The organism is Nitrospirota bacterium (assembly GCA_023229435.1).
In the GTDB taxonomy this organism is placed as follows: domain Bacteria; phylum Nitrospirota; class UBA9217; order UBA9217; family UBA9217; genus JALNZF01.
Map to the genome: position 1 here is coordinate 101478 of JALNZF010000007.1, position 13597 is coordinate 115074.

The following is a 13597-nucleotide window of genomic DNA, read 5'->3' on the forward strand; positions in this document are numbered from 1 at the left end:
CTATTTGCAGACTTCATCCTGCTTGCACATCCCGTCTTCATCCGAAGACACCGGCCCGTTCAAAAAGGAAGGTTGATTAAAAATGTCGATTGCCGTACCTGTTCCCTGAGAAGATACAACGGTCGGTGCTGTTCCGTCCGAACGTGTACTTTTCCCGATATCGTCACAGGCGTCCCCCGACGGTGAGCAGCGACACAGGTAGTTAAGAATGGCGTCCTTGCCACTTAAAAAGAGCCGCTGATTTAGCGCGTTCACCATGATCGTGGGAACGGTATCGATACCCATGCTTTTCAGGAATGCGGAATATCCCTTGACATCGAGATGTTTCACCTCAATCTTCTTTTCAGCAAGATGTCGAATCACCTCGGTGCAATGCTTACAGTCCTTGCTGAAAAACAAAACGACACGATCACTGGTGGGAAGGCTGACCGGCGCGCCCGCCGGCAGCACCAGGTAGAGCATGCTGAAAACGGCCGCCAGAGACAGTAATCCCGCGATAATCTCTCGTTCCCCTGCAAGCAGCCTGATGATACTCAGGACGCCTATGAACGCGAAGATAATGAGACAAAAGAGACAGGGGGTATGGATGCTGAAGGCTTGATACCCGGTGAAGAACCCTTCGCATGCCAAAGACACGATCAGGACCAGATTGATGAACGGACCGGCGCCTGGTTTGTTCAGATAAAGTTCCCGGAACGACAAGAGCGCCAGAAAAGAGAAGGTCACGAGACCGATGAGCAGGATTGAGATATCGCCGTAGCGAACATACTGCGCCACGACTTTGCATCCCTCGGTCTGGCAAATGCTCTTGCCGAATGACTGCATGATGATCTCAGTCAGGACAAAGATCGTTGCCAGCACGCTCACCGCTAAAAAGATTTTTTTGTTTACTTGTTGTCGGTCTTGCATTTCGTTTTTCAATCCCTCCCGGTATGGCAAATAGATGCCGTGCACTGTACACCTTTGAAACGATATAATTCAACCCCCGTCTTGATGGCGAGAAAGAAGGAACGCTGTTCAAGAATCTATTTCTTCACGGTTGCCGGGACCACCAGCACCTTGCAGTGCGCATGACCGATGACCCTCGAAACAACGCTGCCCATCATGAGCCGGGTGAGCCCGGTCCGGCCGTGGCTTCCCATGATGATCGTGTTTACCTTCCGCTTTTTTGCCTCGGAGACAATATCCTTGTAAGGCTCATTGCCCAGGTGCATGATGGCCTCGCATTGAACGCCCTGTTTGGCGGCATTCTTTATTATTCCATCGAGGTATTTTCTCAGCTGCGCTTCAAGCTTTTCCGTTGACAGCGCATCCCAGAGCTCGACTTCTGCGCTTATTTCGAACACGAGCAAAACAAACAAGCGGCTCGAACAGGTACCGGCGATCTTGATCGCCTCCCGCACCGCTGCATTGCTGAACTCCGAACCATCGGTTGCAACCAGCAACTTCTCAAAACCTGGCGTTGGACAAACCTTCTTGGTCATGGGTCCCTCCCTGTAGTGCAATTGAATGAATTAGTTCGGTTGTCAGGTTCACGGTTCAAGGTTCAAGGTTGAACAAGGGGATTCATGGCTTTCCAACCGTGAACCTTGAACCCGGAACCTTGAACCTGAGCAGTAACCTGCCCTTTATTTTACAGCAGCGTAGCCGCAAGTTCCGCGAGGTCGGAGCGCTCTCCCTTAACAAGCGTAATGTGTCCGGCTATTGACTCTTCCTTGAACCGGTCAACCACGAAGGTAAGTCCGTTGCTCGATGAGTCAATGTAAGGATTGTCGATCTGGTACGGGTCGCCGGTCAGCACGACCTTGGTCCCTTCGCCCGCACGGGTAATAATGGTCTTGATCTCGTGTGGTGTCAGGTTCTGGGCCTCATCCACGATCAGGTACTGGTTCGGCATGCTGCGGCCGCGGATGTAGGTGAGCGGCTCCACCTCGATCATTCCGAGATCGAAGAGGCTCTGGAGGTCCTTCTTGCCCTTGACCCGTCCGGGGCCTCCCGAGGAGCCCACGAGGAAGTCGAGGTTGTCGCGGATCGGCTGCATCCAGGGCCTGAGTTTCTCCTCGACGTCGCCGGGCAGGAACCCGATGTCCTTGCCGAGCGGGAATACGGGTCGTGAGACCACAAGCCGCTGGAACGTCCGCGCCTCGATGGTCTTCTCCAGTCCCGCGGCGAGCGCCAGCAGTGTCTTGCCCGTTCCGGCCTTTCCCACGAGCGTGACAAGCCGGATATCATCATTCAAGAGCAGATCCAGGGCAAACTGCTGCTGTTTGTTCTTGGCCGTGATCCCCCAAACGCCGTGCTTCGCGGTCGTGATCGGCACAAAGACGTTTTTCTGTTTGTTATACCGGGCCAGCGCCGTCTGCGACTCGTTGGCGCTGTTCTTGAGAAGCGCGAACTGGTTCGGCAATGGCTTCGGGTCCGCGGGCTCCATTTCTCCCCGGGCATAGAAATCGTCGATCATCCCGGGCGCGACCAGCAGTTCAGACTCTCCGGAATAGAGCTCATCGAGCGTGATGGTGTCCGACTCAAAATCTTCGGCAATAAGCCCGAGCGCGTCCGCCTTGATGCGCAGGTTCGTGTCCTTGGTCACGAGGATCACCGGCAAGTCATCGTGCTTCAGGTTGAGTGCCGTGGCAAGAATCCGGTTGTCCGCCTTGGTCGCGATCAGTTCGCTCGGCAGGCGTTCCGGAGACGTGTGGTTGAGCTCCACGCGCAGGTTTCCTCCGCTCTCAAGCTTCACCCCCAGAGAGAGCTTTCCCTTGAGCCGATGCTCATCGAGGATCCGCGAGACCTGGCGAGCGTTCCTGCCGATCTCGTTGACGTCCTTCTTGAACTTGTCCAGCTCCTCGATCACCACGATCGGGATCACCACATCGTTGTCCTGGAACGAAAAGATCGCCCGCGGATCGTGGAGCAGCACGTTGGTATCCAGCACGAATATTTTTTTCATTTAATGATCCTTTAAAGAGAATTTAACGCCCTACGCCGGATAAGCCGAAACCAAAATTTACCACGAAGACACTAAGACACGAAGAAATGCATCGCGGCTTCAGAGTTTGATTACCTCGCAAATTTTTAAGACTTTCTTTGTGCCTTCGTGTCTTTGTGGTGATACAGTTCTTTTCCTTTTCGCGATGAATTGCAACTAACCCAAAATCTCCCGCGAGGGGATCGCCCCTTCCCTGATCATTCTCGGTTCATCATCGCTCACATCCACGACCGTCGAAGGGTTGCCGCCTTCGGTCCTGCCTCCATCGAGGACCAGATCAGCCATCCCGCCGATCGCCTCAGCGGCCTCCCGAGCGGTGCGAGGACTCTGCCTGCTGGAGATATTCGCGCTTGTACCGGTGAGCGCGGTGCCGAGCGACGCGAGCAACTGCCGCGTCAGCGCATTTCCAGGAACCCTGAGCCCGATCGTCCCGGTGCCGCCGGTCAGTTCCGCCGGCACCTCCGACCTTGCCTTGAACACCAGGGTGAGCGGACCGGGCCAGAATTTTCTCATGAGCTCCCCGGCCCCGGGAGTGATCGCCGCTGCCCAGTCCCGCACCTCGTTTGCATCCCTGATCAGCAGCAGGATCGGCTGGTCAGCCTGCCTGCGTTTGATGGTGAACAATTTTTTGACCGCCGCGGGATTCTTCGGATCCGCGCCGAGGCCGTACAAGGTGTCTGTCGGGTACACAATTACGCCGCCCGCGCGGATCACGTCCCTGCAGCGGGTAAACGCCTGTTCGGGATAAGCAGGATCGATTTTGACTATCGGCGTCTGCATAGAACCACGCTCATTTCAGATTGCGGAATACGGACTTCCTAAGCTGTTCACTCCGAACTCCGCACTCCGAACTCCGCACTATGATCCCCCTCCCGTCAGAATGATATCCCCGTTCCCGCGCTTCAGGAAGGCGGCCACGACCGGGCACTTGACCTTAAAGAGGAAAAAGGTGCGGTTATCCTTTTCTTGCACCAGTGTTTCATAATTGGCCTGGCCCTTGCTGATGATCAGATCGGCAGATCGGTACGCATCCATGAATTGCGCGGAACACGCTTCCAGCAGGGTGCCGATGCCGTCATTGCCGTTGTCGATCATTGTCGCGCATTCAGGGAGACCAGCGGCACGCGCGTCGTCGAGCGTGGCATCGTTGATCACCGGGGAGCCTTTGACCACGGCGATCACGTCCTTGCCCATGTCGCGCAGGATCTCGATCAGCACCCGGTCGAACACGATCTCTCCGGCATTATCGCAAAGGTAGAGGATGCTGCGCGCGCGCACTACCGCGCGGGAAAAATTGCGAAGATCGGTTTTAGACAAGGGCAGTCGAAAGGACTCTTCGAGCGAGCGGTCCAGATCAACGCTGTCGTAAATGCCGAAATCGATCACGTTGCCGGCGATCGCGATGCGAACTCCGCCTTCAAGACGATCGGCTGCTCCGGCAGCCATGCGTCTGAGAGCGGGAAGCCGGTCGAGCGCGCTCCGGTTATACGTTTCCTTGACCTGCGCATACGGATCGACACCCGTCTCGTTGCGCAGTATCCGGTGGATCCGCGTAGTGGTCCTGGCCGGGACCTCGTCGAGGGAAGCGCTTTCGATGACCTTTTCCGCCAGGCGACCGATGGAACGGCCGCGGTCTCCGTTCACACCCGCGTGGCCCAGCGCGCGGGTTATCTGCGCGTAAAAACAGGGCAGACACTCGAGTTCGGTCTTCATCCCGGAAAGAGACATGGTTCGTTTCACCTCGCCATGCTTTCGTCAAACAGCAGGTCGTCTCTTTCGGGGTTCACGCTGCCGGTCCCTGGGTTGTGCCGGCTTTGCCTGGTTTTTTCTTCCACCGCCTGCGCCTTGGCTTCTTCTTGGCAGGAGCGCTCGCAACAACGGGCTCCGCTTTCACGGTCTGCGCGGTCAATTTGGCGGGTGCCGCTGCCTTGGCAGGCGCCGATGCCTTGACCGGCAACGATTCCTTGACCGATGCCGGTATCTTGGCGGGTGCGGCGGTCGGGCCGATGGCGACGAGCCGCTTGGCCTTTTCCTCCACCTCGCGTTCCATTTCGACCTTGAAGACCTTGAGGCGGTTCGCCACCTTCACGTCGCTCACGGCGATTATCTGCGCCGCGAACACGCCGGCGTTCTTGGCGCCCGCCTTGCCGATCGACATGGTCGCCACCGGCACGCCGCCCGGCATCTGCACGGTGGCGAGAAGCGCGTCGAGCCCCTTGAGCGTGGACGAATCGATCGGCACTCCGATCACCGGCAGCGTGGTCTGCGATGCCACCACCCCGGCGAGGTGTGCTGCCCAGCCCGCTCCGGCGATGATCACCTTGAGACCGCGCTTCTCCGCGCTCTGGCTGTATTCCAGCACCTTCTTCGGCGTTCGATGCGCTGACGCGATCGTCATCTCGTACTCGATCCCGAACTCCTGGAGCATCACCCCTGCCTCCTGCATCACCGGCAGATCGGAATCGCTCCCCATCAATATCCCCACGACTGGTTTGGCCATATGTCTCCCTTCGAATTCATAATTATCGTTCAATGCGCTTTACACTATGCGCTATGCTCTTTGCAGTTACATATCCTTCGGATCTTCTATAAAGACCGTCTCGATGCCGAACACCTCGCTGACGACCAACATCAACGCCTTGACACCGACGGTTTCCGTTGCGTAGTGGCCGGCGACAAGAAGGTTTATTCCGCAGTCCTTCGCCGCGTTGTACACGGCCAGATCGATCTCTCCGACAAGAAAACAGTCGAGCGATAAGGCGCAGGCCTCTTTCAGGATGCTTCCCCCGCCGCCGGAGATGATGCCGATCGAACGGACGCGGTCTTTTCCGAATCTGAACACGCGGCAATCCGTGTGTAATTTTTTATTCAAGACCGATGCCATGGAGTTCAGTCTCGTGGTTTTTCGAAACGTCCCCGCATAGCCGATCTTGATGCCGTGATATCGGCCGAATTTTTTCGGTCCCTGTGCTCCCAGGATACGGATCAACTGCATATTGTTCCCGTATTCTTCGTGAAGATCGAGCGGCAGATGTGCGGCATAGAGCGCGATATTGCTTCTCTTCAGGTATGCCGCTCTTTGGGTCTCGAGGTCCCTGTCCTTTTGCGGCCTCCACGTGATGCCATGGTGAACAACGAGGAGATCGACGCCGAGTTTTTTTGCCTTCTCAAAGGTGGAGATGCAGGCATCAACGGCAAAACCGACCTTCCTTATTTCGCCGCTCTTGCGGGACCTCACCTGCAAGCCGTTCACGGAAGCGTCCTTGATCTTTCCGACTCGCAGCGTCTTGTTCAAAAAACCCGCTATGTTCTTGATCGTCGCTGGTTGCATTTTATATTTTGCATTTTTCATTCTTAAATAATTGAAACTAGTCAGTACGTCTGAACCCAAAAGAGTTTTACACCGGATACAACCCTTTTTATCCGCAGATTTCGCAGATGGATGTCACGCCAAGGCGTGATGAAATCTGCGTAATCTGCGGACAATATTTTGACCTGAGTAGTTATAATAATTTTAATTTCCCGTCTCCAGCGCCCGCGCCCCGATGTCCCTGCGATAGTGCGCTCCCTCAAAGCTGATCTCCCGCGCGCCGCGGTACGCGTTGTCGATGGCGGCGGCCACCACCGGGCCGAGTCCCGTGACCCCAAGCACCCTGCCGCCGTCAGTCACGACTTTGCCGTTCTTCATGGCCGTGCCCGAATGAAAGACCATCACGCCCTCTATTCCCGACGCTTTGTCGAGCCCGGTGATTACCCTGCCCTTCTCGTATTTCCCCGGATATCCGCCCGATGCCATGACGATGCACACGGCTGATTCCGGTTTCCACTTGATCTCCAGCGATGACAATCGCCCATCGAGAATGGCTTCGATGATCTCGACCAGGTCCGTATCGAGCCGCGCCATGACCGGCTGCGTCTCGGGATCGCCGAACCGTGCGTTGAACTCGAGCACCCTGGCTTCATTATTCCGGATCATGAGCCCGGCGTACAGTACTCCCTTGAACAGACGGCCCTCTTTTTCCATGGCCCGCACCGTGGGGATCATGATCGTGTCCATGACTTTGCGCTCAAGCTCTCTGGTCACGACCGGCGCGGGAGAATAGGCGCCCATTCCGCCGGTGTTCGGCCCCTTGTCCGCGTCGAACACGCGCTTATGGTCCTGCGACGATGCCATGGGCACCACGTTCCTGCCGTCGGAAAATGCCATGAACGAAGCCTCTTCGCCTCTCAGACACTCCTCGATGACCACGCGATCGCCGGCTGTACCGAAGGTCTTATCGGTCATGATGATATTGAGGGCCTTGAGCGCCTCTTCCTCGGTCTCGGCAACGAAAACACCCTTACCGGCCGCAAGTCCGTCCGCTTTGACCACGATGGGAGCGCCCTTTTCCCGTACGTATGCCGCTGCCGCGGCCTTGTCAGTGAATACTCCATACTCAGCCGTGGGAATATGATACTTCTTCATCAGGTCCTTGGAGAAGCGCTTGCTCGCCTCGATCTCCGCGGCCTTCCGGCTCGGTCCGAAGACGCGCAGTCCCGCTTTGGTAAACTCGTCCACGATCCCCATCGAGAGAGGTCCTTCGGGACCGACGACGGTAAGATCGATGGACTTGTCTTTGGCGAACGCAAGCAGGCCCGGAATGTCCTCGGCCTTGATCGGCGCGCATTCAGCGAGCCCCGCGATTCCCGCGTTGCCCGGCGCGGCATAGATCTTCGTGACCTTCGGGCTCTGCGCGATCTTCCAGACAAGCGCGTGTTCCCTGCCCCCGCCGCCTACTACGAGTACTTTCATTGTTGCCCCCCCGATAACTTCACGATGGACGCGCGAACTGCACGACGGACGATAGACGATCGTTCGCTGCGCTCACTAGGACGATGGACGCAAAAGATTTTTCGTCACTCGTCCGTCGTCCCTCGTCTCTCGTCCTTCGTGACGCTTCCTCATTCCCTCATTCATGCTCCCCGTCCGATATCCCGCGAGGTCCAGACAAACGTAGGTATAGCCGATCTCCTTCAGCGCCGCCGTGATCTGCTCCGCAGCATTGCTCGAAAGCAGCTTCGCAAAATCCATGGGATCAACCTCGATCCGCGCCAGGTCCCCGTGGTGCCGCACGCGCACCTGCCGAAATCCGTGAGCGCGCAGATGGTCCTCCGCCGTCTGAACAGCCTTGAGTATCGCAGGCGTGATCCGTGTCCCATAGGGAATACGGGAGGAAAGGCAGGCAAGCGAGGGTTTGTCCCAGACAGAAAGTTCAAGACCGCGAGCGAGTTCCCGGACCTCTGACTTCGAAAGTCCGGCCTCGACAAGGGGGCTGCGAACGGAATGTTCCCCCGCGGCCCTTCTGCCCGGACGATGGTCATTCAGGTCGTCGGTGTTCGAACCATCGATGACAAAAGAGATCCCTTCAGTATCGGCAATCTTCCTGAGCTTTTCAAACAACTCCGTCTTGCAGAAATAGCAGCGGTCCGGGGAGTTTTTGACGAAGTCTTCCGAGGCAAGTTCGTGCGTGTGGAGGATCCGGTGGGTGACGCCCAGAGACCGGGCAAAGTGCTCAGCCGACTGCAGTTCACCGGCGGGATAGGTCTCGGAAACTGCGGTAACCGCGATGAGGCCCTGACCCATGACTTCGGAAGCGGCCCGGAGCAGAAGCGAGCTGTCCACGCCGCCGGAATAGGCGAGAACGGCCGGTTTCATCTCGTGAAGCAGCGCCTTGAGGTGTTCCCATTTTTGATCGATCACCATTCCAGCGATAATAACACAGCTTGAACGGGAGTGTCAATAAAGTCCTGCGACCGGCGCAGAGTTTAACGGCTTATTTTTTCGCGGCCGGCAGGATGAATCCCATCTTCGCTGAGATGGCTTTGCCGGCATCCTGCACCATGGAGATAAGACCGCCCTTTTCCATCCGCTCTTCCGTAAGCCGGTGCGAAGGCGCGACAATGCCTACTGCGCCGATCACCTTGCTGGAGAAGTCCCTGACCGGCACTGCAATGCTCCGCACATCGAGATCGGCCTCCTCGTTCTCCAGCGCGTATCCTTTTTCAGCGATCTTTTTCAATTCATTCAGGAGAACATCGCGCGTCTTGATGCTCTTGTCGGTAAGCGGTGTCAAATTCATTTCCGGATACAGCCGGGTGATCTCAGCCGCCGGGAGAACCGCAAGCTGCACCTTGCCAACCGCGGTGCAGTGGGCGGAAAACATGGCGCCGATTCGAGAGACCGCGCGTACCGTCCTGGTCGACTCCGCGCTGTCCATATAGATCACCTTGTTCCCGCGCAGGACCGCGACAACCGCCGTCTCTCCCGATGCCGCCATAAGGCCCTCGATGATGGGCCGCGCATGGCGGCGGCACTCGCGCTGCTCGAAGAAGATAGCGCCGATCTGGAGCACCTTGGGGCCAAGGCGGTAGTTCTCGGACGACTTGTTCTGCTCGATGTAGCCGCGATGCTCGAGCGTGGCAAGCAGCCGGAACACGTTGTTCTTGTGAAGCCCAAGCCGCTTCGACAGCACGGTAACGCCGAGTTCGTCCTCGGTTTTGGTAAATGATTCCAGGATGTCGAGCGCGTGTGAAACTGACTGGATCGTGTAATTTTGTTTTTCCCTTTTTATAACCATAGGATGACACCCCCTTCGCTTTAAAACACGTGTTTAATAGTAAATCGCGGAAAAGGGTTTGTCAAGAGAAAATAACGATATTTTGAACCTTAAGTATTACCACGTTCGACACAGCCTCATAAAGTCCCCAGAGGCCGAAGGCGATAAACACCAGCGCGGCAAACCATTTGATCTGCTTTTCGGGGATGTTCTTGTGAAGCACGATGCCGGCAATGATCCCGATCGCGTCCGCGATCATCATCCCGGCGGTGGTGCCGGTCCATACCGGGATAATGGTATTGAACTCAGCGGCAAGCGCCACGGTAGCGAGCTGGGTCTTGTCCCCCATCTCGGCGAAAAAGAACGCGATGGCGACGGTCCAGAAAGGGCCGAAGTTGAACCGTTTGTCCTCGCCCTTCAGCGTATCGCCGCGGAGGGTCCAGAGGCCGAAGATAATGAAGGACGCCGAAGCCGCGATCTTGATGGTATTGAGCGGAACAATATTGGTGAGATAATTTCCCACAAGGACGGCGAGCAGGTGGTTTGCCGCTGTCGCGACGAACACTCCCCACATTACCGTCTGCCACCTGAACCGGGAGGCAAAGGCCATGGCCAGGAGCTGGGTCTTGTCGCCCATCTCGGCCAGGACAACGATCGCAAGCGACGTGAGAAACGCCGTCATGCAAGGATTTCTTTCTGCTTTTTTACGAGCGCGCGAATGCCCTTTTCGCCGAGCGCGAGAAGCTCGGTCAATTCCGCCTTGGAGAACGGTTCGCCCTCGGCAGTGCCCTGCACCTCAACGATCTTTCCCCTGCCCGTCATCACCAGGTTCATGTCCACTTCCGCCGATGAATCCTCAGTGTAGCAAAGGTCGAGCAGGGGTTTGCCGTCCACGATGCCGACGCTGATCGCGGCAAGATGGTCGTTGATTGGCACGGCCTTGATCAGCCCCTGCTTTTTCATATGGCGAAGCGCGTCCACGAGCGCGACATAGGCCCCGGTGATGGATGCGGTGCGCGTTCCGCCGTCCGCCTGGATCACGTCGCAGTCGATCAGCACGGACCGTTCGCCGAGCGCCTTCATGTCCACCACCGAGCGAAGGGACCTGCCGATAAGCCGCTGGATCTCATGCGTACGGCCGCCCACCTTGCTCCGCTCGCGCTGGATCCTCTGGCCCGAGGAGCGCGGAAGCATGGCGTATTCCGCCGTGACCCAGCCCGTGCCTTTGCCGCGCAAAAAGGGCGGAACGGAGTTCTCGACCGTGGCCGTGCAGATGACCCTGGTGTCGCCCATCTCGATCAGCACCGAGCCCTCCGCCGTCTTAATGTAGTTCCTGGTGATCTTCAGCCTGCGGAGCTCGTCCGCCTTTCTTCCGTCTTCACGCACAGCACAACCTCCAAAGGTAACGACTGATATCGAAGCCAGGGATCATAAAATGTTTCTGCAGGTATTTGCTCCGGTCATCATAGTAATATGAAAACGATCTGTCAATTCTATTTTTTCAGCCCTCGTTTTGAGGTCATATGCCAGGGCTGTTCTCGGCCGAGTGAAAATATCCTTGGAATTGCCTTGTAAATCACGACCATATTTGATAGTCTGTTTCCATGAGTTCATCCATCATGAATATTCTTAAAGAAGAGGGACAGAGAGCCTTTCTCAAGCGCTCTCCGGTGGAGCGTTTGCGTACAATGCATGATCTCTTTCTTCAAGTCGTCGCCTTGAAGGCGCGGGGAGAAGGGGTCTCCGAATATGAAATCTATAGACGATACCTTAAAGATAATCCGCGACATTACGAGCGCAATCCCCGCCAAGCTTGACATCGTGCTTATCGGGGGGATCGCCGTCATCCTTCACGGCGTTGAGCGAACGACCATCGACGTTGACTTCAGCCTTTATTCCGACGTCATTCGCGATTCCGGTCCGTCTGCGTTCTTTGATCAGCTCAGAGCGCATCTTCCAAAACGATTTTCAGCGCGTCTGATGCAAGGCAGCAAAATCCCCGATGATCCGCTCAAGCACGATATCATTGTTATCGACGACAACGAAGGCGACTACGAACGGATCGACCTGCTCATAGCGCGCTATAAATGGGAGCTGGAAGGCATTGAACAAGCGGTCCGACTTCAGGGCATCCCTTTTCCCGTACTGGGCAAACCCCACCTCGTGGCCATGAAACTACTGGCCACGGGATACAAGGACGCCCACGATGTCATGACCCTCATGGCTCTCATGACAGACGAGGAAAGAACAAAGGCCCGGGAGCTTGCACAACGAATGGGAAGAGAAAAAAAACTGGACCGCCTGCTTTCACCGCCGCCGGAAGATGAAGTGCGGGAGATGCCCGAGGAATATATATAGGAACATGTGCGGACCGAGAGGGCGAAATTGCGAATCGTCTCCTCTCAGTATTAAAAATCCAGCGGGCTCTTCCGCTCTTTCATGGTCTTGCTCGGCACGCAATGCGTATAGATCATCGTCGTCCTGACATCTGCATGACCGAGCATTTCCTGGATCGTGCGGATGTCGTAGTTCGCCTGAAGAAGATGGGTGGCAAAGGAATGGCGGAAGGTGTGGCACGTTACGCGTTTTTTCAGACGCGCTTTCCGGACCGCTCCGTAGAGAGCCTCCTGCACGTCGGTCTCATGCAGGTGATACCGCCGCAGCTCGCCCGTTTCCCGAACCTTTGTCAGCGACGCCTGCGGGAAGAACCACTGCCAGATGAACTCCTTGGGGGCATTCCGGTATTTCTTTTCTAGCAGGTCGTCGAGAAACACGCCGGCATACCCCGCTGCACAGTCCTCGTCGTGAAGCCGCGTTATGCGCTCCATCTGCGCTGTCAGCTCCGGCATGATCGTCCGCGGAATTGGAACGGTTCGCGACTTTTTTCCCTTGCCGTCCTGGATCGTGAGAATCCCTTCGTCAAAATTGAAGTTCTGTACGCGCAGTTTCAGACATTCAAAGATCCGAAGACCGCACCCGTACAGAAGTTTCACAACCAGATCCTGGGGCTTGGCAAGGTGCTTGAGCACCGCATCGATCTCGCTCCGCGTCAGAACCACAGGTATGTAGTTAGACCGCTTTGCGCGCGGAATATCCTTGTGCTCGCCGAAATCCTTCTTCAGAATATGCCGATACAGAAAGAGGATCGCATTGAACGCCTGGTTTTGCGTCGATGCAGCAACTTTGCAATTCACCGCAAGGTACGTCAGATAGGCCTTTACCTCCTCCGGCGATAACCGCGCCGGCGGTTTGTCCTTCAGGAAGTGCTGAAACTTCCGGGTCCAGTTGGCGTAGGTAACGAGCGTTTTTCTCGCATAGTGCCGCGTCGCGATCTCCGCTTCAAGCTTTTCGATGATGCCATCCCACTCCGGCGAGGCCGTCTTCACGCGAAAGCGCATCTCATCGTACCGCCGCCCGGGCCGGGCTGACTTGGCAGCCGTCTCCGTTGTTGCGCCAGCACTGGAGGCCGGTCCTTCCGCGTGGACAACCGCAGCTTGATAGACAGCAGTGCTCGCCGACATATCCGATTTTCGTGAGGCCGGCGAAGAGGCAGCGGTCGTACCGGGGGGTTCCCCACTACCCCGCATTACCAAAGAGGGCGTAGCCTTGGGCTGCGAGGAAAAGAAAAGCGAGATCGCCTGCGCGGCATCATTCAGATGCCTATCCGACTGTCCTTTGGACCGCAGCTTCTCGATATACAGCCTGACTTGCTCGGACCGTGAGTCAGGCGGACGATACTTTGCCCGGAAGTCGAGAAAATAACGAAGCCATTTTCGGCAATCCGTTCGGAATTCTTGGGGAAGAGCTTTCTTCGCCAGAAGCGCGTTATAGGACTTCAAAATCTCGTCAGGAATTGGCAGCATGGCAGGAATGGGCTCCTTTCCTTTTAAAAAGACTATTCCATAATTTTGGAATAGTCTTTTCAGCAAGTATAGCGGCGACACAAGCAAACGTCAAGCCATACTTTTTCCACAACCTATTGATAATTATATTTACCCGTGCTATAGTTCCG

At 56.3% G+C, this 13597-nt stretch carries 14 protein-coding genes; 1 reads left to right on the forward strand and 13 read right to left on the reverse strand.

Annotated elements, in window-relative coordinates; genetic code table 11:
• The 12 genes from M0R70_07445 to rph all read right to left on the reverse strand — a co-directional run bounded on the left by M0R70_07445 (window position 1) and on the right by rph (window position 10971).
• Complete coding sequence (locus M0R70_07445) at window positions 1-909, reverse strand: hypothetical protein (protein ID MCK9419196.1); 909 nt, start codon at window positions 907-909, stop codon at window positions 1-3.
• Between the two features lie 116 nt (window positions 910-1025).
• On the reverse strand, window positions 1026-1484 hold the full coding sequence (locus M0R70_07450; GenBank protein MCK9419197.1) for a universal stress protein: 459 nt from the start codon (window positions 1482-1484) through the stop codon (window positions 1026-1028).
• A 149-nt stretch (window positions 1485-1633) separates the two neighbouring features.
• Complete coding sequence (locus tag M0R70_07455) at window positions 1634-2950, reverse strand: PhoH family protein (GenBank protein MCK9419198.1); 1317 nt, start codon at window positions 2948-2950, stop codon at window positions 1634-1636.
• Between the two features lie 195 nt (window positions 2951-3145).
• Window positions 3146-3769, reverse strand: coding sequence for an L-threonylcarbamoyladenylate synthase (locus M0R70_07460; protein MCK9419199.1), 624 nt, complete (start codon window positions 3767-3769; stop codon window positions 3146-3148).
• Window positions 3770-3847: 78 nt separating this feature from the next.
• A complete protein-coding gene (locus M0R70_07465; GenBank protein MCK9419200.1) occupies window positions 3848-4717 on the reverse strand; it encodes an ARMT1-like domain-containing protein in 870 nt (289 codons plus the stop codon).
• 55 nt (window positions 4718-4772) lie between these two features.
• Window positions 4773-5489, reverse strand: coding sequence for a 5-(carboxyamino)imidazole ribonucleotide mutase (gene purE / locus M0R70_07470; GenBank protein MCK9419201.1), 717 nt, complete (start codon window positions 5487-5489; stop codon window positions 4773-4775).
• A 66-nt stretch (window positions 5490-5555) separates the two neighbouring features.
• Complete coding sequence (locus tag M0R70_07475; protein ID MCK9419202.1) at window positions 5556-6341, reverse strand: Nif3-like dinuclear metal center hexameric protein; 786 nt, start codon at window positions 6339-6341, stop codon at window positions 5556-5558.
• Window positions 6342-6503: 162 nt separating this feature from the next.
• Window positions 6504-7781: a phosphoribosylamine--glycine ligase gene (purD, locus tag M0R70_07480; protein ID MCK9419203.1), complete on the reverse strand. Its 1278-nt coding sequence runs from the start codon at window positions 7779-7781 to the stop codon at window positions 6504-6506.
• Between the two features lie 75 nt (window positions 7782-7856).
• Window positions 7857-8732 (reverse strand): ATP-dependent sacrificial sulfur transferase LarE, encoded by an 876-nt coding sequence (larE, locus tag M0R70_07485; GenBank protein MCK9419204.1) that lies wholly within the window; start codon window positions 8730-8732, stop codon window positions 7857-7859.
• Between the two features lie 70 nt (window positions 8733-8802).
• Window positions 8803-9606 (reverse strand): IclR family transcriptional regulator, encoded by an 804-nt coding sequence (locus M0R70_07490; protein ID MCK9419205.1) that lies wholly within the window; start codon window positions 9604-9606, stop codon window positions 8803-8805.
• A gap of 61 nt (window positions 9607-9667) precedes the next feature.
• Complete coding sequence (locus M0R70_07495; GenBank protein ID MCK9419206.1) at window positions 9668-10267, reverse strand: TMEM165/GDT1 family protein; 600 nt, start codon at window positions 10265-10267, stop codon at window positions 9668-9670.
• Complete coding sequence (gene rph / locus M0R70_07500; protein MCK9419207.1) at window positions 10264-10971, reverse strand: ribonuclease PH; 708 nt, start codon at window positions 10969-10971, stop codon at window positions 10264-10266. The genes M0R70_07495 and rph overlap by 4 nt, the downstream gene beginning before the upstream one ends.
• A 363-nt stretch (window positions 10972-11334) precedes the next feature.
• Here rph and M0R70_07505 point away from each other — a divergent pair, with 363 nt between their 5' ends.
• A complete protein-coding gene (locus M0R70_07505) occupies window positions 11335-11943 on the forward strand; it encodes a nucleotidyl transferase AbiEii/AbiGii toxin family protein (GenBank protein ID MCK9419208.1) in 609 nt (202 codons plus the stop codon).
• 50 nt (window positions 11944-11993) lie between these two features.
• On the opposite strand, the gene M0R70_07510 is transcribed toward M0R70_07505, so the two are convergent.
• Window positions 11994-13448 (reverse strand): integron integrase, encoded by a 1455-nt coding sequence (locus tag M0R70_07510; protein ID MCK9419209.1) that lies wholly within the window; start codon window positions 13446-13448, stop codon window positions 11994-11996.
• Window positions 13449-13597 lie beyond the last annotated feature (149 nt).

What these genes read in the sequence shown, in the direction of transcription:
- M0R70_07445 (MCK9419196.1), bottom strand. Translation starts at nt 909, where the DNA reads ATGCAAGACCGACAACAAGTAAACAAAAAAATCTTTTTAGCGGTGAGC.
- M0R70_07450 (MCK9419197.1), bottom strand. Translation starts at nt 1,484, where the DNA reads ATGACCAAGAAGGTTTGTCCAACGCCAGGTTTTGAGAAGTTGCTGGTT.
- M0R70_07455 (MCK9419198.1), bottom strand. Translation starts at nt 2,950, where the DNA reads ATGAAAAAAATATTCGTGCTGGATACCAACGTGCTGCTCCACGATCCG.
- M0R70_07460 (MCK9419199.1), bottom strand. Translation starts at nt 3,769, where the DNA reads ATGCAGACGCCGATAGTCAAAATCGATCCTGCTTATCCCGAACAGGCG.
- M0R70_07465 (MCK9419200.1), bottom strand. Translation starts at nt 4,717, where the DNA reads ATGTCTCTTTCCGGGATGAAGACCGAACTCGAGTGTCTGCCCTGTTTT.
- purE (MCK9419201.1), bottom strand. Translation starts at nt 5,489, where the DNA reads ATGGCCAAACCAGTCGTGGGGATATTGATGGGGAGCGATTCCGATCTG.
- M0R70_07475 (MCK9419202.1), bottom strand. Translation starts at nt 6,341, where the DNA reads ATGAAAAATGCAAAATATAAAATGCAACCAGCGACGATCAAGAACATA.
- purD (MCK9419203.1), bottom strand. Translation starts at nt 7,781, where the DNA reads ATGAAAGTACTCGTAGTAGGCGGCGGGGGCAGGGAACACGCGCTTGTC.
- larE (MCK9419204.1), bottom strand. Translation starts at nt 8,732, where the DNA reads ATGGTGATCGATCAAAAATGGGAACACCTCAAGGCGCTGCTTCACGAG.
- M0R70_07490 (MCK9419205.1), bottom strand. Translation starts at nt 9,606, where the DNA reads ATGGTTATAAAAAGGGAAAAACAAAATTACACGATCCAGTCAGTTTCA.
- M0R70_07495 (MCK9419206.1), bottom strand. Translation starts at nt 10,267, where the DNA reads ATGACGGCGTTTCTCACGTCGCTTGCGATCGTTGTCCTGGCCGAGATG.
- M0R70_07505 (MCK9419208.1), top strand. Translation starts at nt 11,335, where the DNA reads ATGAAATCTATAGACGATACCTTAAAGATAATCCGCGACATTACGAGC.
- M0R70_07510 (MCK9419209.1), bottom strand. Translation starts at nt 13,448, where the DNA reads ATGCTGCCAATTCCTGACGAGATTTTGAAGTCCTATAACGCGCTTCTG.